Below are 20,688 nucleotides of genomic sequence, written 5' to 3'. Positions count from 1 at the left end.
CGAGGGCCGTGTCAGGTCCGGCCGGTCGTCTGATGTGAGGCGGCTGACCGCTACGCGGAGCATCCGGATGACCGGGCCCCCTAGCGACGTGTGGCGGTCAAGATGACCGGCCGGGCTGCAGCACCTACGCATTCAGCGAAGGACAGCCTTGATCAACCATGTGTGGATGACACGACTGGACGACGAGCTGTACTCAGGACTCGACGACGGCGGGTTCGGCGACGGTGTCGGCAACGGGGATGGCGTCGATCAGGACCTTGAGATCCCCGGCTTCGGGAGCGCCGAGCCGGGAGAAGATGTCGTACGCCTGGCGTAGGCAGTCCAGGCTCCTCGTGGCGCTGCCCAGACCGTGCAGCGCCTTGCCGAGCACGGTGAGCGAGAGCGCCTCGCCATAGGGATGGCCGATCTCGCGGGAGACCACCAGGGCCTGCTCGGCGTGGCGCACGGCGTCGGGGTAGCGCTCGGCGGCGATGAACGTCTCCGCCAGCCTGGAGCAGACCCGCTGCTCCCAGACCCGCTGCTTGCCGGCCCGGAAGAAGGCCAGGCACTCGGCGTGGTGGTGGACGGCCTCGGTGAGCCGGCCCACCCGGGACAGCACGATGCCGAGGTGGTAGCGGGCGCGAGCGGTGCCGGCGCCGCTGCCGATCTCGGTGAAGATGGCCAGGCCCTTCTCCGCCGCGGCGATCGCGTCCTCGGGACGGCCCAGGCCCAGGTGGTCGCGCGCGGAGTAGCTGAGCACGAGGGCCTCGCCGGCCGGCACGGCGTTCTCCCGGTAGAACCGCTTCGCGGACTCGAACAGCTCGAGCGCCTCCGTGTGGCGGCGCTGCCTGCCGACGACGACGGCCAGGGCGTTGAGCACCTCGCCGGTGACGATCTTCTCGCCGCGGTCCGCGGACAGCTCGTACACGATCCTGAAGTGCTCCTCGGCCTCCTTCAGCCGGTTGCCGGCGAACAGGACCCGGCCCAGCACGTACCGGACGCGCAGCTCGCTCGCCGCGTCGCCGAGCTCCTGCGCGGCGGCCAGCACGGCACGGGTGGCGTGGCCGAACTCGCGCGTGTGCGTGCCCGACTCCAGCAGCGGCTCCATCGCCAGCAGGAGGTCGGCGGCGGGCAGGAGCTGCTCGGCGGTGCGGGCCGCGGCGGCGGCCTGGTTGATGGTGGCGAACAGCGAGTCGCCCTCGGAGATCAGCCAGGCCACGGCCTCTTCGGCGGAGCCGAAGGCGCGCCCGCTGCCGATCACCACGAGATTGCCGGGGATCATGCTGCCCTCGTAGGCCAGCCGGTGCGCGGAGCGGGCCGAGGCCAGGTAGAAGCCGAGCAGCCGGCGCAGCGCCAGCGTCCTGGCCTGGGGCCGCTCGGTCTTGTCCAGCTCGCGCCTGGCGAACAGCCTGAGCAGGTCGTGGAAGCGGTAGCGGCCGGGCGCGGGGGCCTCCAGCAGGCTGGCGTCCACCAGGGACTCCAGTACGGACTCCGCCTCGAACTCGCTTACCGCCAGCACGGCGGCCGCCGCGCCCGTGGAGACGTCGGGTCCGTTGGGCAGCGAGAGCAGGCGGAACGCGCGTGCCTGCGCGGGGGCCAGATGCCCGTAGCCGAGCGCGAAAGTGGCCTCGACGGCCAGGTGGCCCACGCGGAGCTCGTCGAGGCGGCGCTGCTCGTCGGCCAGCCTGGGCACCAGCGAGGAGATCGTCCAGTAGGGGCGGGCGGCCAGCCTGGAGGCCACGATGCGCACCGCCAGCGGCAGGAACCCGCAGGCCGCCACCACGTCCATGGCCGCGCCGTGCTCGGCCGACACGCGCTCTGCCCCGGCGACCGACGCGAACAGCGACAGCGCCTCACCCGGCTCCATCACGTCGAGATCGATCAGCCTGGCGGACGGCAGATCGGCCAGCTTGCCGCGGCTCGTCACGATCGTCGCGCACCCGGGCGAGCCGGGCAGCAGCGGGCTGACCTGTTCGGCGTCGCGGGCGTTGTCCAGCAGGACGAGGATGCGGCGCTCGGCCAGGATCGACCGGTAGAGGGCGGAACGCTCCTGCAGCCCCGCGGGGATGACGTCAGGCGGGATGCCGAGCGCGCGCAGGAACCCGCCGAGCGCCGACTCGGGCGCGGTCGGCTCGTCGGTGTAGCCGCGCAGGTCGGCGTAGAGCTGCCCGTCGGGGTACAGGTCACCGGCCAGGTGGGCGACGTGCACGGCGAGCGCGGTCTTGCCGACGCCGCCGATGCCGGAGATCGCCACCAGGGGCACGCCCTCGGGTGACGACTGCGACGCGGGCTCCCCGGACAGCAGCCTGCGCAGCCGTACGGCGAGCTCCTGGCGGCCGGTGAAGTCGTTGACCGCGGCGGGGAGCTGCGCGGGTCGCGGCAGCTGGGGCGCCGGCCGCGGCTCCTCGGCATCGGCGGGCTCCTCCTCGGCCGCCTCGGAGCCGGTCGGCGTGGGGGCGGCCAGCGTGGGATCGGCAGCCAGGATGCGCTGGTGCAGCGCGGCCAGCTCGGGGCCCGGCTCGATGCCCAGCTCGTCGATCAGGGCCTCGCGCGTCTCCGTGAAGACGTTGAGGGCGTCGCCCTGCCGCCCGCACCGGTAGTAGGCCAGCATGAGCTGGGCGCGCAGCTTCTCGCGCAGCGGGTGGTCGGCGGTCAGCGCGATCAGCTCCGACACGATCTTGGCGTGGTTGCCCAGCTCGAGGTCCACGTCCATGAGCGTCTCGACGACGCTGATGCGGCGCTCGATCAGCCGGTCGCGCTGGTGCTCGGCGTACGGGCCGACGGTCCCGGCCAGCGGCTCGCCCTCGAACAGCGACAGCGCGGCCCGCAGAGCCTGGGCGGCCTCGGACAGCCGGCCGGCCTTGCGCGCGCTCTCGGCCTCCCGGACGCCGCGTTCGAAGCGGACCAGGTCGAGCGAGCCGTCGGGCAGCCGCAGCGCGTAGCCCCTGCCGATGGACGTGAGCAGCTCCGGGCGGGAACGGGCGGGCCTGTCGGGCTCGAGCACCGTGCGGAGCCTGGAGACGTAGGTGCGCAGCGCGCCGAGGGCCCGCGGCGGCGCTTCCTCGCCCCATACGGCGTCGATCATCTCGTTGGGGGTGACCGCATGGCCCTCACGCAGGAGCAGCATGCCGAGAATGGAACGCTGCAGCGGGGTGCCCAGATCGAGCTCCTGGCCGTCACGCCACGCGCGGACAGGACCGAGCACGGCGAACCTCAGCCCGCCCTCAACGCTCTGACCAGCCATGCCGTCTGTCTCCCAGCCAATGGATCGTTTTGTGACCAAATGATAGATCCAACTCGTTTGCCCACCTAGATTCCGAACTGACCACAAATGTTCCGTTGATCCGTCTTTGATCTGGTGTTGAACGCGCCCCTGGATGCTGAGGGTCGGCTAGGCATGACTCACACCGCGGGGGCGTGTCATGTAGAGCAGCTGCAGGCAGGAAAAAATACGGCCCCGCCCAAAGTTTCTGGGGCGGGGCCGGGGTGGACGGGTTCTCAGGCTGCCTCGACCAGTCCGAGGCGCAGGGCCAGCCGCTCGCGCACGAGCGGCCATTCGGAGCTCAGGATCGAGTAGAACGCGGTATCTCGGACCGTGTTGTCGGCGCCTCGGCTATCCGCTCGTCGCACCCCGTCGAAGTGTGCGCCGAGGGCCTCGATGGCGGCCCGGGACCTGGTGTTGCGTACGTCTGCTTTGAGAGTGATGCGGTGGACGTTCCACGTCTCGAAGGCGTGCGAGAGCATCAGGAACTTGCTCTCGCGGTTGACACCCGTGCCCTGGGAGCTCGCGCCCAGCCAGGTGTAACCGATGTCCGCCACGGACGGGATGTCGCCCACCGCACCGCGTGTACCCGGTGGCCAGGGCATCGGGCCCTGCCAGTACTCCAGGTGCATGAGACGGGTGGCACCGACCACGCGGTCGGTGTTCAGCCACCGGACGGCGAAGGGCAAACAGCGGCCCTCCGCCTGCTCAGCCATGGCGGCCTCCACATAGGAGACCATCTCGTCCCGGCCATCCGGGACACGAGTGAAGGCGTAAGTGGAGCGGTCTTCACTCGCCGCGGCGACGAGATCGTCGATCACCGCGAGGCTGAGAGGTTCCAGGCGCACGGAGCGCCCGGACAAGGTGACAAGAGCGGGCATGTGCACATGATGAGGGGAACAAGGCGTGCACGTAACCATGCTCTCAGGAAGATCTTTTGCAGGTTTCTGCAGATAGGGTGTTTCTGCAGGTCACAGGCCCCTTTTGGGGGATGGTCAACCCGCTCTTGGGGAAAGATTCGCCTAACTGTGACATGGCGTCGGCACGAACGCGGGATGGCGTTCACGCACGGCGCCGTGCCGCATGGGGGCCAGCCCCTTCAGCCCCCTCGACAGATAGTCCAGATTGTCGGCGATCCAGGGGAGTTTGAGGGGATCTGCGCTGTTCAGCGCGGTCAATCGCTCTTCGGGGGTGTCGCCGTAGAGCAGGCTCACCGCGACCCGCACTCTGGCCGCCGCCGGGTCGTCTCCGAAGGCGTGTCCCGGCAGGACGCCGATGCCGTGCTCCTCCAGCAGGAGCTTGGTGATCTCGGCGGAGCCGCCGAGCCCCAGGTGGCTCAGGTCGGGGTAGAGGTAGAAGCCGCCTTGAGGCGGGGGCGCGACGGCCCCGATCTCGGCGAACCTCTCGTGCACGGCCTTCGCGACCGCGCCGTGCAGCCTGCGGCTGCGCGTGATGCGGTCGGCCAGCTCCGGCGGCTCACCGAAGGCGTACGCCGCCGCCTCCTGCACGGGAGCCGCAGGGGCGGACCAGATCTCGCTGGCCACCGCGAGCAGGCTCCTGCGCAGCGTGTGGGCGCCCGCGGGCAGCCTGGCCACGCCGATCCGCCAGCCGCCCAGCGCCAGGCTCTTGCTCAGCCCGGTGGTGATGACCGTGCGCTCCGGCGCGAGATCGGCAGGCGAGGTGTACGGCACGTCCGGGTCGTGGATGATGTCGCGGTAGATCTCGTCGGAGATGATCATCAGGTCGAGCTCGCGGGCGATCTCCACCAGGCGGCCGATGGTCTCCGGCCTGGCCAGGCGGCCCGTCGGGTTGTCGGGCAGCGTGACCAGCAGCGAGCTCACGGTCCTGCCCTGGGCCCTGGCGCGGCGCACCTCGGCGGCCACGAGGTCGGGGTCGGGCGCTCCGCCCTCTCCTGGCGGTGCGGGCACCAGGATGGGGCGCGAGCCCACCAGATCGGCCTGCGCGGCGTAGCTGACCCAGCTGGGCATGGGCAGGACGACGTCCCCGCCGATCGCCAGGAGCAGGCCGTACAGCAGCGACTTGCTGCCGGGCCCGCAGACGACCAGTTCGGGGTCGGTGGTGAGCCCCCGTCGTGTCCAGTAGCCCGCCGCCGCCGTCCTGAGCTCGGACGCCCCCGCGACCGGCCCGTAGCCGTTGCGTTCTGATGCGGCGGCCAGCCTGTCGCGCAGCGCCGGGTGGACGGGCAGCCCTGCCTCGCCGAAGGCGAGATGGAGCACGCGTTCCCCGGCGCGCCGTCTTCGGTCGATGTCTTCGTTTGCCGCCAAGGTGGCGGAGAGGGTAACGCTCATGTTTGTCACGTTCCCAGGGTGGTTGGATGAAGGCATCACGACAAGCGAGGCTTTTCGTGGGTAGGCATAAGGAAGACTGATGCTCGAATTGCGGCGTTTGGTGCTGATCTGCGAATTTGCTCGTCGTGGCAGTATCGCTGCGGCCGCGGCCTCGCTCGGCTACAGTCCGTCAGCGGTTTCCCAGCAACTCGTGGCGCTCGAACGCGAGACCGGCACGGCCCTCATCGACAGGACCGCGCGCAGCGCCGAGCTCACCGACGCGGGGCGGCGGCTGGTCGCGCACGCGGAGCGCATCCTGTCCATGGTCGAGGAGGCCGAGTCGGACCTGTCCGCCCACGCGGGCACGCCCGCGGGGCGGGTGGTGGTGACCGCCTTCCCGACGGCGGCGGTGGCGTTCGCGCCGGCGCTGGCGCGCTCGCTGCGCCGCCACACGGAGCTGACGCTCCGGCTGGGGCAGAGCAGGTCGGGGCGGGGCATGCGCGAGGTGCAGTCGGGGGAGGTGGACATCGCGCTCGTGGACGACTGGTACGGGCACGTGCGCGACAGCGAGAGCCTGCGCGTGTTCCCGCTGCTGCACGACCCGATGGTGCTCGTGGTGCCGCGCAAGCACCGCCTCGCCGACCCCGACGTGCCGTTGGACCTGCGGGAGTTGCGGGACGAGCCGTGGATGGCGACGCCCGACGGTGAGCCGTCGCGGCTGGCGGTGGACCGGCTCTTCGTGGACGTGGGCGGCGCCCGGCGCACGCCGTGGGAGTTCGAGGGCCTGGGGACGATCCTCTCGCTCGTGGCCAAGGGGATCGGCATCGCGGCCGTGCCGGCTCTCGCGCTGGCGGCCGGGGTGCGGGGCCTGGCCGTACGCCGGCTCCCCGGCAACCCGGTGGGACGCGACGTGCACGCGGTCGCCCGCCGGTCCAGCGTCCACCGGCCGTCGGTGTCGGTGACGCTCCGAGCCATCCACGTGGCCGCCCGCTACATCGCGGCCGACCTGGATCCGGTACGCGCCGCGGAACGCCGCCCACCGGAGGATGCCCTGGACTAGTAGCGTTTGCGCTTATGGCGCCGACGTACGACATCGAGCACCTCCTGCTCTCCCAGCCGAGCATCCGGACGGTCGCGGGCATCGACGAGGTGGGCCGCGGCGCCTGGGCGGGGCCCGTCACGGTGTGCGCGGTGGTCACCGACCTGTCGGAGCCGCCGGCGGGGCTGACGGACTCCAAGCAGCTCTCGGCCGCCAGGCGTGGGCCGCTCGCCGGCGAGCTGGCGGCCTGGGCGGTCGGCATCGGCTTCGGCGAGGCCCCCCACACGGAGATCGACGCGCTGGGCATGACCGAGGCCCTGCGCAGGGCGGCCCGCAGGGCGCTGGAGGCGCTGCCGGTACGCCCGGACGCGGTGATCCTCGACGGCAAGCACGACTACATCGGCGCGCCCTGGCCGGTGCGCCTGGAGATCAAGGGGGACGCCGCGAGCATCTCGGTCGCGGCCGCGTCCGTCCTGGCGAAGGTCCGCCGCGACACGTACATGGGGACGATCGGCTGCGACGAGTACGGCTTCGCCGAGAACGCCGGCTACCCGTCACCCCTGCACCAGGAGGCCCTCGCCCGGCTGGGGCCGACCGCCCATCATCGGCTCTCGTGGTCATACCTGGACGATCTTCCCCAGTGGCGGCACCTCAAGCACCATCGGGACCCGCTGGTGTGCGAGGGCCAGGAAACGCTGTTCGGCTGACATGCGCATCGGCGTCTTCGTCGTCGCGGCGCGATTTCCCGGCCAGGAGCCAGGTCACGTGCTGGCGAACGCCGTCGAGCTGATCGCGGCGGCGGAAGTCGCGGGGTTCGACGACGCGTGGATCGCCGAGCACCATTTCATGTCCTACGGCGTGTGCCCCTCCGCCGCCACCCTGGCGGCGGTCGCGCTCGGCAGGACCTCGCGGATCGGGCTCGGCACGGCCGTCAGCGTGCTGTCCACGCAGCATCCCGTGGCGCTGGCCGAACAGGCGGCCATGCTGCATCACCTGTCCGGCGGGCGGTTCACGCTGGGGGTCGGCAGGGGCGGGCCGTGGGTGGACCTGGAAGTGTTCGGGACCGGGCTGGAGCGGTTCGAGCGGGGGTTAGGGGAGTCGCTCGACCTGCTGCTCGGCGCGCTCTCGGGAGATCCCGTGGCCGCCGACGGGGAGTTCTTCCGCTTCAGGGAGGTCCAGGTGGTGCCCGGCGCGCGGATGCGGCCCGTGGTCGCGTGCACCTCCGAGTCGACCGTGGGGATCGCGGCCGAGCGGGGGCTGCCGATGCTGCTGGGGATGCACATCGGGGACGCGGAGAAGGCCGCGCTGGTCGCGGAGTACGAGGCGCGTGGCGGTACGGCCCGCGACCACCTCGCCGCCGGGGTCGCGTACGTGGCCGACTCCACGGCGGAGGCGGTACGCGAGATCAAGGAGTCGTTGCCTCGGTGGCTGGAACCGGGGCTGGCCGGGTACGTGCCGGTGGACGGCCGGCCCAGACCTTCACGCCATACCCCGGAATATGTGGACTTGCTGACCAGGATTCATCCCGTCGGGTCGGCCGAGCACTGTGCCGAGTCGATCCTGCGTACCGCGGAGGTCACCGGGATCGACCGGTTCATCCTGCTGGTCGAGGGGCTGGGGGAGCACCGGCGGACGTTGGAGAACGTGCGGCGGTTCGGGGCCGAGGTGCTGCCGATGCTGCGCCGGTGACCCCGATCGGGGTCACCGGCGCGCGTGGGTCAGCAGTCCACCAGCTCCGGCTGCTGGTTGAGGATCTGAGCCCGCGCGGTGACGAAGTCGCCCAGGGCCTTTGTGGCCGCCAGGTCGAAGACGGCGACCCGGTGGCAGTTCTGGAAGGCCAGGCGGACCCCGTAGTGGCGCTCCAGCGCGCCGCGCATCGCGTCGCTGGCCAGGCAGCGCAGGAGCTGGCCGCGGGCCTCCTCCGACGGCGGTGGCACCTGGTTGTCGGCGAACTCTGCTCCGGTCTGCTCGCGCTGCTCGACCAGCTCGCTGATCAGCGACCACGCGTACGGGAGCGAGTCGCGGACGCACGCGAGGAATGCCGCGTCGTCCACGTCACCGGCTCTGGCCTGGTCGAGCAGATCGTTCGGAACGGTCAGCGACATGCTGTCTCCTCTCGAAAGGGATCAAATGTGACGCTATGCGGGGACACGTTCTTGCTCCAGATGCCTTGAGGGGGCACTCAGGGGCCGTACACGAAATCCGGGTCTATCTGCGAGGCCAGGTCGAGGCCGGTCCGCTCGTTGCCCCACGCGCGGGCGTTGCGCAGGTGGAACTCCACGGTCTGCCGGCCGAAGCGCTCCCAGTCCTTCTCCTGCTCGTCGAGGGCCTTGTGCAGCACGGCCAGCGCGTCGGCGTTGACCGGCTCCAGGTCGTCGAGGGTGAAGTGGCGGCCCTGCTCCATGGCGCGCACGGCGGCCGAGTGCTCCATCCAGGTGATCAGGTCGTCGCCCGCGTGCCCGCGCAGGAAGTCGACGTCGGACTGGCTGTGCACCTTGTTGCCGACCACGGCGAGCGCGACGCCGTACGAGGCGGCGTGGTCGCGGTACTGCCGGTAGACGCCCACGCCCTGCCTGGTCGGCTCGGCGACGAGGAACGTCAGGTCGAACCGGGTGAAGAGCCCGGAGGCGAAGGAGTCGGCGCCCGCGGTCATGTCGACCACGACGTACTCGCCAGGACCGTCGACCAGGTGGTTGAGCAGCAGCTCCACCGCGCCCACCTTCGAGTGGTAGCAGGCCACGCCCAGGTCGTCCTCGCCGAACGGGCCCGTCGCCAGCAGGCGCAGGCCCTCGGGGGTGGTCAGCGCGTACGGGTCGGCGGCCAGGTCGTCGAAGCTCAGCAGCCGGGAGCCGCGGCCGGGCGGGGTCGTCTTGAGCATGGCGTCGGCGGAGGGGATGAGCGGGTTGTCGCCGCGCAGCCGCTCCTTGATCTCGGTGAGGTGGGCCCCGAGCGGCTCGGGCTGCCGGTCGAGGCCGAGCACCATGGCCAGGTGCTGGTTGATGTCGGCGTCGATGGCCACCACCGGCCCGCCCTGCCGCGCCACGTGCCGGGCGAACAGCGCGGACATCGTCGTCTTGCCGCTGCCGCCCTTTCCGACGAACGCCACTCTCACGGCCCCTCCATGCGAGTATGAAAACCGTTTCCATTTCAAGTCGGCACCATCATGCCACACTGTGCGCATGCGCGATGACGAATTGGCCCGGGGAGTGCGTCTACGGGAGGAGGGCAAGCCGGAGGAGGCCAGGGAGGTGCTGGTCGAGCTGGCGCGCCGGCATCCGGACGACGCCGAGGTGGCCTACCAGGCGGCGTGGGTGCACGACGTGCTCGGCCTGGAGACCGAGGCGGTGCCGTACTACGAGAAGGCACTGGCGGGCAAGGAGCTGAGTGACCGGCTGGGGGCATACACCGGCTACGGCAGCACGTTGCGCGGGCTCGGGCGGTATGACCAGGCGTTGGAGACGTTCGTCAGGGCGCTGGAGGAGTTCCCCGGCGACGCGGCGCTGCGTACGTTCATGGCGATGACGCTCTACAACCTCGGCCGCTCCCGCGACGCGGTCTCGGCATTGCTCAAGGTGGTCGCCGAGTCGGGCCAGGTCGGCGGTTACCGGCGGGCCGTCGAGTACTACGCGGACCACCTGGATGAGACGTTCTAGGCGCAGGTCGCGTCGAGGTTGACCGGGCTGTCCAGGTCTTGGGTCCGTGCCGAGTGACCGGCCGAGGGGTGCTCCTCCAGGGCGTCGGCGACCTTGCGGCGGATCAGGGACCAGTCGGGATACGCGGTGTTGATCAGCGGCGGCACGAAGCTGAGGCTGCGGACCTTCGCATCCTTGACCTTCTGTGACAGGTCCACGACGGCCGGCAGCACCTCCTGCGGGAGATCGGTGGAGATGGCCCGCTTGGTGGCCACGGCCAGCCGCTCGAAGCTGTTGAGCACGGTCATCGGCTCGGCCTGCTTGGCGACCGCGTTGAGCAGGCACTTCTGGCGGCCCATGCGGACGTAGTCGTCGCTGTCGGTACGCGAGCGGCCGTACCAGAGGGCCTCCTCGCCGGACAGCCTGCGGGTGCCGGTCGGCAGCAGGCCCTCGCGATACTTGCCGTACACGATGGGCTCCTTGATGGTGACCTTCACGCCGCCCATGGCGTCGATGATCTCCGCGAACCCCTTCATGTCCACGAGGGCGTAGTAGTCCACGTCGATGCCGAGGATGTTGCCGATCGTCTGCTTGAGCAGGGTCGAGCCGCGCTTGCCCTTGGGCACGCCCGGCACCATGTCCGGGTTGTCCTCGGCGAACTGGTAGACCTCGTTGAGCAGGCCGGGGGTTTCCGGGCCGCTGCCGGTGAAGCCGAAGGGGAAGCGCGCCCTGGCCGGCCCGTCGGGGAACTCGATGCGCTGGAGGTTGCGCGGCAGGCCGAACAGGACGGTGGCGCCGGTCTCGGTGTCCACGCTGGCCACGGTCATGCTGTCGGTACGCACGCCGGGCCGGCTCGGCGCCGCGTCCCCGCCCAGGAGCAGGAAGTTGACCCGGCGGGCGCCGTTCCACGGGTCGTGGGCCATGACCGGCGTGCTGGCGGCGGGGGCGAACAGGGTGTTCACGACGTCTCGCGACAGGTACGTGAGCCGGGCGGCGTACACGGTCGGGGCCAGGACCAGCGCGCACAGGGCGGCGGTCAGCGTCGTGGTCAGGAAGCGGCCCACGGTGTCCGCGCTCGGCGGGCGTACCAGGAGGAAGGACCAGACGATCACGCCGGTCCAGGCGAGCGCGACCACCACCAGCGCCACGGTGAGCCCGACGAGCCAGCGGGGCTGCACCGCGAGCGACAGCAGGTTGGCGCTGTACGCGGTGAACATGGTGAGGATGCCGGCGAGCATCACCACATATCCGAACATGAGCGCCAGGCCTGTCTTGAGGCGCTCGGCGGCGAGGTGCGCCACGCCCCACAGCAGAGCCGAGGCGAGCGTCAGTGCCATGCTCGCCCCCAGGCCGAATCCCCGCCGGTTCTCTGTCATGCCTGGTCAAACCCCCATCGTGCGCTCATCCAGGTCACCGTAGTAATGCGCTGTGCGGGAAAGACGGTAGGAAGGCGACGGGTTAGGTCAATTCCCCGTCAAGACCACCTTGAGATATAACGTGTCTATGCGCAAGCGACACGGTAGTTATGGATTTGACGCGCCCTGGCCGCTGGTCGGTCTGTTCTTAGGCGCGATCGTGCTGCTGGCCCTCGCGGTGATCTCCTTCCTGCTCGACATCCCCGTGGCCGGGATCGCGTTCCTGCTCGGCGGGCTCTACACGCTGGCCAGCGCGGTCAGCTACCTCTACACGACGCGGCGGGGCAAGTTCGTGGTCTGGGCCGAGGAGCTCAAGCTGCTGAAGGGCGATGAGCGGCTGCTCGACCTCGGGTGCGGCCGTGGCGCGGTGCTGCTGATGGCGGCGGAACGGCTCGAGCACGGCAGGGCGACCGGCATCGACCTCTGGCGCTCCAAGGACCAGTCAGGCAACGCCGAGTCGACGGCCAGGGCGAACGCCGAGGCCGAGGGCGTCTCCGAGCGGGTCGAGCTGGTGACGGGCGACATGCGCGAGCTGCCGTTCGGCGACGACGCGTTCGACGTGATCGTGTCGAGCCTGGCCATCCACAACATCCCCGACGCCGAGGGGCGCGCGCAGGCCGTGCGCGAGGCGCACCGAGTGCTGCGGCCCGGCGGGCTGATGCTGATCGCCGACTTCCAGCACACGGACGCGTACGAGGACACGCTGCGCTCGCTCGACGTGGTTGACGTGCGGCGACGCGACGCGGGCTGGCGATTCTGGTACGGAGGGCCGTGGTTCGGCACGCGCATCCTGGAAGCCAGGAAGCCTATCCAGCGATGAGCCGGGTAGCCACAGGAGCTTATGAGCGACGTGGAAACCGGTACCATAACCACAAAAGTGCCAGCACGTCTTGATCGACTGCCCTGGTCCCGCTGGCACTGGATGATCGTCATAGGGCTCGGCACCGTCTGGATACTCGACGGGCTCGAGGTGACCATCGTCGGCAACCTCTCCGCCCAGCTCGCCAAGCCGGGCAGCGGCATTGAGATCACCCAGGCGCAGGTCGCGGGCCTGGCCGCCGCGCTCTACGTCGCGGGGGCCTGCGCGGGGGCGCTGTTCTTCGGCTGGCTGACCGACAGGTTCGGCAGGAAGAAGCTGTTCCTCATCACGTTGATCGTCTACCTGGCGGCGACCCTGATGACCGCCTTCTCCTTCCACGCGTGGTGGTTCTTCCTGTTCAGGTTCATGACGGGGTTCGGGATCGGCGGCGAGTACGCGGCCATCAACTCCGCCATCGACGAGCTCATCCCGAGCCGCCATCGGGGGCGCATCGACATCATCATCAACGGCAGCTACTGGCTCGGCGCCGCCGGTGGGGCGCTGCTGACCGTGCCGCTGCTGAACGACCTGCCCGTGAACATCGGCTGGCGCATCGCGTTCGGCCTGGGCGTGGTGCTGGGCCTGGCGATCCTGCTGGTACGGCGGAACGTGCCGGAGAGCCCGCGCTGGCTGTTCATCCACGGCAAGGAGGAGAAGGCCGAGGAGATCGTCGGCGACATCGAGCGGCAGATCGGCGTGGACATGCCGGAGCCGTCGGAGTCGATCACCGTGCACCAGCGCAAGTCCATCGGGTTCGTCCGGATCGCGCACACCATGGTCGCGCTCTACCCCAAGCGTACGGTCCTGGGCCTGTCGCTCTTCATCGGTCAGGCGTTCCTCTACAACGCGATCACCTTCGGGTACGCGCAGATCCTGACCACCTTCTACAAGATCGACACGCACACCGGCTACTACTTCGCCGTGATCGCGGTCGGCAACTTCCTCGGCCCGCTGCTGCTCGGCCACCTCTTCGACACCGTGGGCCGGGTCCCGATGATCTCGGCCACGTACATCGGGTCCGGGCTGCTCCTGCTGGGCACCGCCTGGATGTTCAACCAGGGCATGCTGACCGCTGTCACGCTGACCGCGTGCTGGTCCGTGGTGCTCTTCGTGGCCTCGGCGGGGGCCAGTTCGGCGTACCTGACCGTCAGCGAGATCTTCCCCATGGAGACCAGGGCCCTCGCCATCGCGTTCTTCTTCGCGATCGGCACGGCCGCCGGCGGCATCGCCGGGCCGCTCGTCTTCGCCTCCCTGGTGGAGAGCGGGGTGCCCGGGGACACGGCGCTCGCGTTCGCCATCGGCGGCTTCGTGATGATCGCGGGCGGGCTGGTCGAGCTGCTGTTCGGGGTCAAGGCCGAACGGAAGAGCCTGGAGTCCATCGCGACGCCGCTCACCGCGGCGACATGAGCGTCGACGTGTAGCTTTGGGCCGCGTGACGGAATCGCCGAGCAAGGAGCTCTACATCATCGCGTGCGCCGCGGGACCGGCTTCGGAGGCCGGCCGGCTCGTCGCCATGGCTCAGGATCGAGGGTGGGCCGTCCAGGTCGTCGCCACCCCGTCCGCCCTCGACTTCATCGACGTGCCCGCGCTGGAACGACAGACCGGCCGCCCGGTCCGCAGCCGGTATCGCAAGCCGCACGAGCCGAAACCGCCCCGGGCGGGCGCGATCGTCGTCGCGCCCGCCACCTACAACACGGTCAACAAGTTCGCCCAGGGCATCGCCGACACCTATGCCCTGGGCCTGCTGGCCGAGGCTCCCGGGCTCGGCATCCCCGTCGTCGTGCTCCCCTTCGTCAACAACGCCCTGGCCGCCCGCCGGCCGTTCCTGCGCAGCATCGACCTGCTGCGCGCCGAGGGCGTCAACGTCGTGCTGGGGCCGGGGCAGTTCGCCTCGGACGAGGCCGACGCTGATCGCTTCCCGTGGGAGCGTGCGCTGGCCGAGCTCGGTGGTTGAGCCTGACACCGTGTGAGGCTGTATGCCGGGATGCAGCTACTTCGGGAGGAACATCGTGGCAATGACGGAACAGGTGGACGAGATCCTGCGTGCGGGCAAGGCTCCGTACTTCCACGGCCTCGTGGTGATGCGTGGCGGGAAGGTGGTCCTTGAACGGTACGGCTCCGGCCCGGACTACCGGCTGGGCGACTCGCTGGGGCACGTCGAGTTCGACCGGGACACGCTGCACGACCTCAGGTCCGTGTCCAAGAGCGTGGTGGCGCTGCTGTACGGCATCGCGCTCGGCGAGGGCCTGGTGCCTGAGCCGGGGGCGGGGCTGGTGGCCCAGTTCCCGGAATATCAGGACCTGGTGGCGGATCCCGCGCGGGCGCATCTCACCATCGAGCACGCGCTGACCATGACGCTCGGCCTCGAATGGAACGAGGACGCCCCCTACACCAGCCCCGCCAACAGCGAGATCGCGATGGAGCAGGCGCCCGACAGGTACCGCTACGTGCTGGAGCGCCCCGTCATCGAGGAGGCGGGCAAGCGCTGGCTCTACTGCGGTGGGGCGAGCGCTCTGCTCGGCGGGATCATCGCGCGCGGGGCGGGCAGGCCGCTGGAGGAGTACGCCGCGACCGCGCTCTTCGAGCCCCTCGGGATCACCGGGTTCGAGTGGACCAAGGGCACGGACGGGACGGCGAGCGCGGCGGCCGGGCTGCGGCTGCGGCCCGCCGACCTGGCCGCCATCGGGCAGTTGGTGCTCGACGGCGGCCGGGACATCGTGCCCGGTACGTGGCTCCAGGAGCTGCTGCGGCCGCGGGTGGTGATCGACCAGGGCTTCGAGTACGGCTACCAGTGGTACGTGAGCACCGGGGAGAGCCGCTGGGCCGGGGCCATCGGGAACGGGGGGCAGCGCCTGCTCGTCCGGGCGGAGGACGAGCTCGTCGTGGCGGTGACGGCCGGCGAGTACGACCAGGGCCAGGCCAGTGCCGTGGCCGTGCTCGAAGCGGTTCTCGACGCCTGACGTTCAGGAGAGACGCCTGACGCCTGACGCTCAGGGGACGAGCAGGATCCGCCCAGTGATCGCGCGGCTCTCCAGGAGGCGGTGGGCCTCCGCCGCCTCCTCCAGCGGCAGCGTACGGTCGACATAGGCCCTGCTCGTCCCGGCGACGAGCCGGGCGAGGATCGCCGGGAGATGCGTCGTGAACACCTCCCCGGCCCACCCGGGCCCGCTGCAGGCGGTCACCGTCACCCCGCGTTCCATCAGGTCGGCGGCCGAGATGGCGGCGGGTTCCCCGCTCAGCAGCCCGTAGTAGAGCATCCGGCCGGTGCCCGGGGTGAGGTGGTCGAGCACCCGCCTGGCCACCGTGCCGCCGACGGACTCGAAGACCACGTCCACGTCCGGCAGCTCGCCGGGCCAGTCGGGCGAGCCGTGGTCGATCACCAGGTCCGCGCCCATGCGAGCGGCCCGCTCCCGCTTGGCGGCCGAGCCGGCGGTGGCGATCACCCGGCCGGCCCCGAACTCCTTGGCGTGCTCCACGAGGTAGGTCCCCACCGAGCTGGCACCCGCCTCCACCAGCACGGTCTCGCCGCCCTCGAGGCGCGCCTTGTGCAGCAGGGCGAGGGCTATCGCGCCGGGCGCCGCGGCGGCGAGCGCGTCCACCGGGCTCAGGCCGTCCGGCACCGCGACCGTCATGGCGGCCGGGAGCAGGGCGTACTCGGCGTACGACCCGAGCCCGCCGGTCACCCCCACGACCGTGCTGCCGAGCAGCTTGGCGTCCACCCCCTCTCCCACCTCGACCACCTCGCCGGCCGCCTCCGCGCCGATCACGGCGGGCAGCGGCAGCGGGAACGGCAGCGTGCCCGCCCGGATCTGCGTCTCGGCGTAGCTGACGCCGACGGCCTGCGTACGGACGAGGACCTGGCCTTCGCCGGGCGTCGGGCGCGGCACGTCGGCCACTTCGAGCCGCTCGGGGCCGCCCTTCTCGGACAGGACGATCGCGCGCATGTCTCTCCCCAAAATCTGAACCGATGGTCCAGTTAATATATGGACCACTGGTCAAGTTTGTCCATGGGAAAGAATGCCCGGATGGAACGTCGAGAGCGGGCCGACGCCGCGCGCAACAGGCAGGCCATCCTGCGGGCGGCCGAGGAGCTGCTGCGGCGGCACCCGCCCGAGCAGGTTTCCGTCGAGCGGGTCGCGGCCGCCGCCGGCGTGGGCAAGGGGACGGTCTTCCACCGGTTCGGGAGCCGTACGGGGCTCATGCTCGAGCTGATGAGCGAGCGGGCGCGCGACTTCGAGCAGGCCTTCACCGAGGGACCGCCGCCGCTGGGGCCAGGCGCGGAGCCGGCCGTGCGGCTGGTCGCGTTCTTCGCGTCGGTGGCGGAGCTGGCGGCGCGCAACGGAAACCTCCTGAGCGCCATCGAGCACGCCATGGTCACCAGGAAGAGCCATGGCGAGCAGCCCAGGGAGGAAAACCCGGTCTACCTGGCCTGGCACCGGCACGTGTCCGGGCTGATCGCCGAAGGACGGCCCGACGTGGACGCCGAGCAGATCGCCCACATGCTGCTCGGCACCCTGCACATGGAGCCGATCGCGACCCAGTTGCGGGCCGGGGAGCACGAGCGGCTGGCCGCCGCCTTCGCCGACCTGGTCGACGGGCTGCTCAGAGGGGGAGGTGGGTGATCGCCGCGTGGAAGGCGGCGATGGCCGCCCTGATCGCCGGGTGCTCGCCGTTCCCCCGCCTGAACGCCGCCAGCGTGCGGCGGCTCAAGGGCAGGCGCGTGAGCGTGACCCCCTCGGGCGGGGCGATCCCCGCCAGATGGGGTACGAGCGCGACCCCCTGACCGGCGGCGACGAAGGCGAGCACGGTGTCGAAGTCGTCGATGTGGTGCCGTACGAGTGGCTCGAACCCGGCCGCCTGGCATGCCCTGATCGCCATGGTGTGGCAGAGGGTGCCCGGTCTGTCGGTGATCCACGCGTCGGCGCGGGCGTCGGCGACCGAGGCCCGGTCGGTGAGGTACATCGGCTCGCTGAACAGCGGCTCCGTCTCGATGGACGCGTCGGTCACCGGCGGCACGAAGTCGTACTCGTGCACGAGCGCCACGTCCAGCTCTCCCGCCCGCAGCGCGGCCGAGACGTGGGCGGGGTCGATCTCGGAGACCATCGGCACCAGCCCGGGATGCGCGCCGGTCAGGCCGACGAGGGCCGGGGGCAGGAGCACGCGGGTCGCCGTGGGGAAAGCGCCGATCCGCAGCGGCCCCGAGGGTCCGCCGCGTGCGGCGGCGAGTGCCGCCGACGCGCGTTCGAGCTGCTCCAGCACGGCGTGCGCGTGCTCGACCAGGAGGTGGCCCGCGGGCGTAAGCGTCACCGTACGGCCCGTGCGCTCGAGCAGCGGCACGCCCGCCTCCCGCTCCAGAGCGCTGAGCTGCTGGGAGACGGCCGAGGGCGTGAACGTGACCGCCTCCGCGACCGCGGCGATGGTGCCGCGCCGGGCGAGTTCGCGGAGGAGATGGAGCTTGCGCGGGTCGAGCATAAGCTCAGCTTAATCTCGAACGAAGAAATCCGCGCTGGACCTAACGGGTCCGGACAGGACAGGCTCGAAGCATGCTGAGAGGACTACACGTACCGCTGGTCACCCCGTTCACCTCGTCGGGAGAGGTGGCCGTGGACGCGATCGAGAAGCTCGCCTCGGACTACCTCGACCAGGGCGCCGCCGGGCTGGTCGCGCTGGGCACGACGGGCGAGGTGGCCGCGCTCGAGCCCGGCGAGCGGGAGCTGGTGATCGAGGCGTGCGCACGGGTGTGCGCGGAGCGGCAGGCGCTGCTGACGGTGGGGGTGACGGGGAACGACACGCGTTCGACGGCCCGGGCCCTGCAGGGGCTGCCCTCGGGGGTCGGCGCCGCGCTGGTGACTGTGCCGTACTTCCTGCGGCCCGGCGAGCGCGGCGTGATCGCGCACTTCGAGGCGCTGGCGGAGGCGACGCCGGTGCCGTTGGTGATCTACCACATCCCGTACCGGACGGGGCAGGCGGTCGGCGCCGCGACGTTCCGGCACCTGGGCGCGCACCCGATGATCGCGGGCATGAAGTACGCGGCGGGCGGGATCGACCAGGACGCGGTGGACCTGCTGGGGGACCTGCCCGAGGGGTTCGAGGTGGTGGGCGGCGACGACGCGTTCATCTCGCCGCTGCTCGCGCTGGGCGCCGTCGGCGGGATCCTCGCCTCGGCGCATCTGCAGACCCGCGGCTACGTCGAGCTGGTGGACGCCTGGAACGCGGGCGACGCGGCCAGGGCGAGGGCGCTCGGGCACCGGCTGGCCAGGCTCTCCGCCGCGCTCTTCGCCGAGCCGAACCCCACCGTGATCAAGGGTGTGCTGCACGCCCAGGGCCTGATCCCGACCCCGGACGTGCGGTTGCCGCTGGTCCCGGCCGGGGAGGCGGCGGTCTCACAGGCTCGCCTGGTAGCGGTACATCCAGGCGAGTGACTCCTGGCTCGCGCTCTTCTTCAGGAAGAGCGGCAGCATCAGGTCGCGGAAGACCCGGGCGACCGGGCCCGCGGCCTTGCTGTTGCTGATCGTCCTCGAGTACGCCACCACCCGCTCCGCCCTGGGCCGCCGTTCGGCCTCGAAGCGCTCGAACGCCTTCGTGTGGCTCCCGCTGTCGCGCAGGCACCTGGCCAGCACGACCGCGTCCTCGATGGCCAGCGAGGCGCCCTGGCCGGAGCTGGGCGAGGTGGCGTGCGCGGCGTCCCCGATCAGCAGGACCCGGCCGCGGTGCCACACGGGCACCGGCGGCAGGTCATAGATCGGCGACCCCGGCTCGACGTCGCTGCGCCGGATGAGCTCGGCGGAGAAGTTCGCGTCGTCCTCGAACGCCCTGACCAGCACCGGCTTCCAGTCCTCCGGAACGTCGCCGAGCCGCCTGGGCAGGTTCGCGAACCACCAGGTCTCGCCCGACTCGGGCACCGCGCCTATGATCGCGCTCGCACGGGGCTCCGCTGGTGACGCAAGCTGCCGCTCTCCGCCCCAGGCTCGCCGCTCCGTGTAGCCGAAGAAGGCGCGCTTGCCGAACACCATGTTGTAGACGCCCGGCTCGCCGGCGAAACCGGCGTCCCTGACGATTCCGCCGAAGCTGTAGAGGCCGCTGTAGCGGGCGGCGGGGGCCTGCGGGTCGAGGATCGTGCGGGTGCTCGAGTGCACGCCGTCGCACGCGATCAGCAGGTCGCCTGTCGCCTCCGTGCCGTCCGCGAACCTGGCCGTCACCTGTCTTCCGCTTTCGTCGTACGAGACCAGGCGCTTGCCGTACGTGACCTCGATGCCGCGCCGGGTCGCCTCGTCGCGCATGCTCCGGTAGAGGTCGGACCGCAGGACGGTGTGGCTCACCGTGCCGTCGTCGAGCCGCAGCCCGTTGGCCACCTCGCCCAGCCGCTTGCCCGAGCCGCTCCACATGACCATGCGCGGGGTGGGGATGGCCTGCGACAGGACCTTGTGGTGCGCGCCCAGCACGCGGAGCGCGGCCAGGCCGTTGGAGGCGACGTTCAGGAACGAGCCCACGTCCTCCGCGCCCCGCCCGTACGCCTCGAAGATCTCGGCGTCCACGCCCACCTCGCGCAGGGCCATCGCCGTGACGGGTCCGGCGATGCCGCAGCCTATGATCAGAGCCTTCATAGTGATAACCTTTCGTTCGGTCGAACGAAATATATGCGGAGGCTTTACCTGTGTCCAGAGATATTTCGGAGCGGCGAAAGAATTTGCTGGAGGCCCTCAGCATGGCGGGGCGGGACAACAGCAACGCCGCCGTGATGTACCACACCGCCATGGGCGAGCGGCTGGGGCTCGGCATGACCGAGGAGAAGACGCTCGACCTGCTGCAGCGCATGGGGCCGCTGACGGCGGGGGAGATCGGTCAGCACGCGGGGCTGGCGCCGGCCACCGTCAGCGGGCTGATCGACCGGCTGGAGTCGAAGTGGCTGGTGCGGCGGGTGCGTGACACCCGGGACCGGCGGCGGGTCATCGTGGAGATCAACTCCGAGCGGCTGGCCGGGTTCAGCGAGCTGTTCGAGCCGTTCGTGGCGGCGTTGGGGGAGCTGTACGCGCGGTACACGGATGACGAGCTGGAGCTGATCCTCGACTACGTCACCCGCGCCACAGCCCTCCAACGCGCGGCCACCCGCGACCTGACGACATAGCCCCGCTGTCCTCGGGGGTAGGCACAACCCACCCCTTTGCGCCGCTCATCGCGCCATCACCTGGCGCACCGGGGTCGGCGGGATGGCGG

Annotated in this window: 20 protein-coding genes; 11 read left to right on the top strand and 9 right to left on the bottom strand. The window is 70.9% G+C overall.

All coding sequences use genetic code 11. The features are described from left to right. Positions 1-193: 193 nt before the first annotated feature. The 3 genes from AB0J64_RS09335 to AB0J64_RS09325 all read right to left on the bottom strand — a co-directional run bounded on the left by AB0J64_RS09335 (position 194) and on the right by AB0J64_RS09325 (position 5,550). A complete protein-coding gene (locus AB0J64_RS09335; RefSeq protein WP_364023159.1) occupies positions 194-3,223 on the bottom strand; it encodes a BTAD domain-containing putative transcriptional regulator in 3,030 nt (1,009 codons plus the stop codon). Positions 3,224-3,477: 254 nt separating this feature from the next. Beyond that, on the bottom strand, positions 3,478-4,122 hold the full coding sequence (locus tag AB0J64_RS09330; protein WP_364023157.1) for a GNAT family protein: 645 nt from the start codon (positions 4,120-4,122) through the stop codon (positions 3,478-3,480). Between the two features lie 141 nt (positions 4,123-4,263). Continuing rightward, the gene (locus AB0J64_RS09325) at positions 4,264-5,550 is read right to left on the bottom strand and encodes a pyridoxal phosphate-dependent aminotransferase (protein WP_364023154.1); all 1,287 of its coding nucleotides are present in this window, start codon (positions 5,548-5,550) and stop codon (positions 4,264-4,266) included. 79 nt (positions 5,551-5,629) lie between these two features. Here AB0J64_RS09325 and AB0J64_RS09320 point away from each other — a divergent pair, with 79 nt between their 5' ends. The 3 genes from AB0J64_RS09320 to AB0J64_RS09310 are packed head-to-tail and all read left to right on the top strand — an operon-like array spanning position 5,630 to position 8,257. Then, positions 5,630-6,589 (top strand): LysR family transcriptional regulator, encoded by a 960-nt coding sequence (locus AB0J64_RS09320; protein WP_364023151.1) that lies wholly within the window; start codon positions 5,630-5,632, stop codon positions 6,587-6,589. 14 nt (positions 6,590-6,603) lie between these two features. Further along, positions 6,604-7,275, top strand: coding sequence for a ribonuclease HII (locus tag AB0J64_RS09315; protein WP_364023148.1), 672 nt, complete (start codon positions 6,604-6,606; stop codon positions 7,273-7,275). 1 nt (position 7,276) lies between these two features. Further along, entirely contained in the window at positions 7,277-8,257 is a 981-nt protein-coding gene (locus AB0J64_RS09310) for an LLM class flavin-dependent oxidoreductase (RefSeq protein ID WP_364023145.1), read from the top strand. 29 nt (positions 8,258-8,286) lie between these two features. Here the strand turns inward: AB0J64_RS09310 and AB0J64_RS09305 are convergent, their stop codons facing one another. After that, positions 8,287-8,673: an SCO5389 family protein gene (locus AB0J64_RS09305; protein WP_364023142.1), complete on the bottom strand. Its 387-nt coding sequence runs from the start codon at positions 8,671-8,673 to the stop codon at positions 8,287-8,289. A 77-nt stretch (positions 8,674-8,750) separates the two neighbouring features. Then, positions 8,751-9,680 carry an ATP-binding protein gene (locus AB0J64_RS09300; RefSeq protein ID WP_364023139.1) on the bottom strand — a complete coding sequence of 310 codons (930 nt, stop codon included), beginning with the start codon at positions 9,678-9,680 and terminating at the stop codon, positions 8,751-8,753. A 67-nt stretch (positions 9,681-9,747) separates the two neighbouring features. Here AB0J64_RS09300 and AB0J64_RS09295 point away from each other — a divergent pair, with 67 nt between their 5' ends. Beyond that, positions 9,748-10,221, top strand: a complete 474-nt coding sequence (locus AB0J64_RS09295; protein WP_364023136.1) for a tetratricopeptide repeat protein — start codon at positions 9,748-9,750, stop codon at positions 10,219-10,221. On the opposite strand, the gene AB0J64_RS09290 is transcribed toward AB0J64_RS09295, so the two are convergent. Continuing rightward, entirely contained in the window at positions 10,218-11,576 is a 1,359-nt protein-coding gene (locus tag AB0J64_RS09290; protein WP_364023134.1) for an LCP family protein, read from the bottom strand. The two genes, AB0J64_RS09295 and AB0J64_RS09290, sit on opposite strands and share 4 nt — an antisense overlap. Positions 11,577-11,703: 127 nt before the next feature. Between AB0J64_RS09290 and AB0J64_RS09285 the strand changes: the two genes are divergently transcribed. From AB0J64_RS09285 to AB0J64_RS09270, 4 genes are all read left to right on the top strand, one after another. Further along, positions 11,704-12,435, top strand: coding sequence for a class I SAM-dependent methyltransferase (locus AB0J64_RS09285; RefSeq protein WP_364023131.1), 732 nt, complete (start codon positions 11,704-11,706; stop codon positions 12,433-12,435). 57 nt (positions 12,436-12,492) lie between these two features. Then, entirely contained in the window at positions 12,493-13,881 is a 1,389-nt protein-coding gene (locus AB0J64_RS09280) for an MFS transporter (RefSeq protein ID WP_364023128.1), read from the top strand. A gap of 25 nt (positions 13,882-13,906) precedes the next feature. Next, positions 13,907-14,428 carry a flavoprotein gene (locus AB0J64_RS09275; RefSeq protein ID WP_364023125.1) on the top strand — a complete coding sequence of 174 codons (522 nt, stop codon included), beginning with the start codon at positions 13,907-13,909 and terminating at the stop codon, positions 14,426-14,428. Positions 14,429-14,489: 61 nt separating this feature from the next. Then, positions 14,490-15,434, top strand: coding sequence for a serine hydrolase (locus AB0J64_RS09270; RefSeq protein ID WP_364023122.1), 945 nt, complete (start codon positions 14,490-14,492; stop codon positions 15,432-15,434). 30 nt (positions 15,435-15,464) lie between these two features. Here AB0J64_RS09270 and AB0J64_RS09265 read toward each other — a convergent pair whose 3' ends face one another. Then, positions 15,465-16,418 (bottom strand): zinc-binding dehydrogenase, encoded by a 954-nt coding sequence (locus AB0J64_RS09265; RefSeq protein ID WP_364023119.1) that lies wholly within the window; start codon positions 16,416-16,418, stop codon positions 15,465-15,467. An 81-nt stretch (positions 16,419-16,499) separates the two neighbouring features. Between AB0J64_RS09265 and AB0J64_RS09260 the strand changes: the two genes are divergently transcribed. Next, the gene (locus AB0J64_RS09260) at positions 16,500-17,096 is read left to right on the top strand and encodes a TetR/AcrR family transcriptional regulator (RefSeq protein ID WP_364023116.1); all 597 of its coding nucleotides are present in this window, start codon (positions 16,500-16,502) and stop codon (positions 17,094-17,096) included. Here AB0J64_RS09260 and AB0J64_RS09255 read toward each other — a convergent pair. Beyond that, complete coding sequence (locus tag AB0J64_RS09255; protein WP_364023113.1) at positions 17,077-17,946, bottom strand: LysR family transcriptional regulator; 870 nt, start codon at positions 17,944-17,946, stop codon at positions 17,077-17,079. The genes AB0J64_RS09260 and AB0J64_RS09255 overlap by 20 nt on opposite strands. A gap of 71 nt (positions 17,947-18,017) precedes the next feature. Between AB0J64_RS09255 and AB0J64_RS09250 the strand changes: the two genes are divergently transcribed. Continuing rightward, positions 18,018-18,896 carry a 4-hydroxy-tetrahydrodipicolinate synthase gene (locus tag AB0J64_RS09250; protein WP_363979008.1) on the top strand — a complete coding sequence of 293 codons (879 nt, stop codon included), beginning with the start codon at positions 18,018-18,020 and terminating at the stop codon, positions 18,894-18,896. Here AB0J64_RS09250 and AB0J64_RS09245 read toward each other — a convergent pair. Then, on the bottom strand, positions 18,858-20,078 hold the full coding sequence (locus AB0J64_RS09245) for an NAD(P)/FAD-dependent oxidoreductase (RefSeq protein ID WP_364023110.1): 1,221 nt from the start codon (positions 20,076-20,078) through the stop codon (positions 18,858-18,860). The two genes, AB0J64_RS09250 and AB0J64_RS09245, sit on opposite strands and share 39 nt — an antisense overlap. Positions 20,079-20,179: 101 nt before the next feature. On the opposite strand from AB0J64_RS09245, the gene AB0J64_RS09240 reads away from it, so the two are divergent. Next, positions 20,180-20,599: a MarR family transcriptional regulator gene (locus AB0J64_RS09240; RefSeq protein ID WP_364023107.1), complete on the top strand. Its 420-nt coding sequence runs from the start codon at positions 20,180-20,182 to the stop codon at positions 20,597-20,599. Positions 20,600-20,688 lie beyond the last annotated feature (89 nt).

The organism is Nonomuraea sp. NPDC049695 (assembly GCF_040674955.1).
Taxonomy (GTDB): Bacteria; Actinomycetota; Actinomycetes; order Streptosporangiales; family Streptosporangiaceae; genus Nonomuraea; species Nonomuraea helvata.
This window is presented reverse-complemented; position numbering and strand designations above follow the sequence as displayed.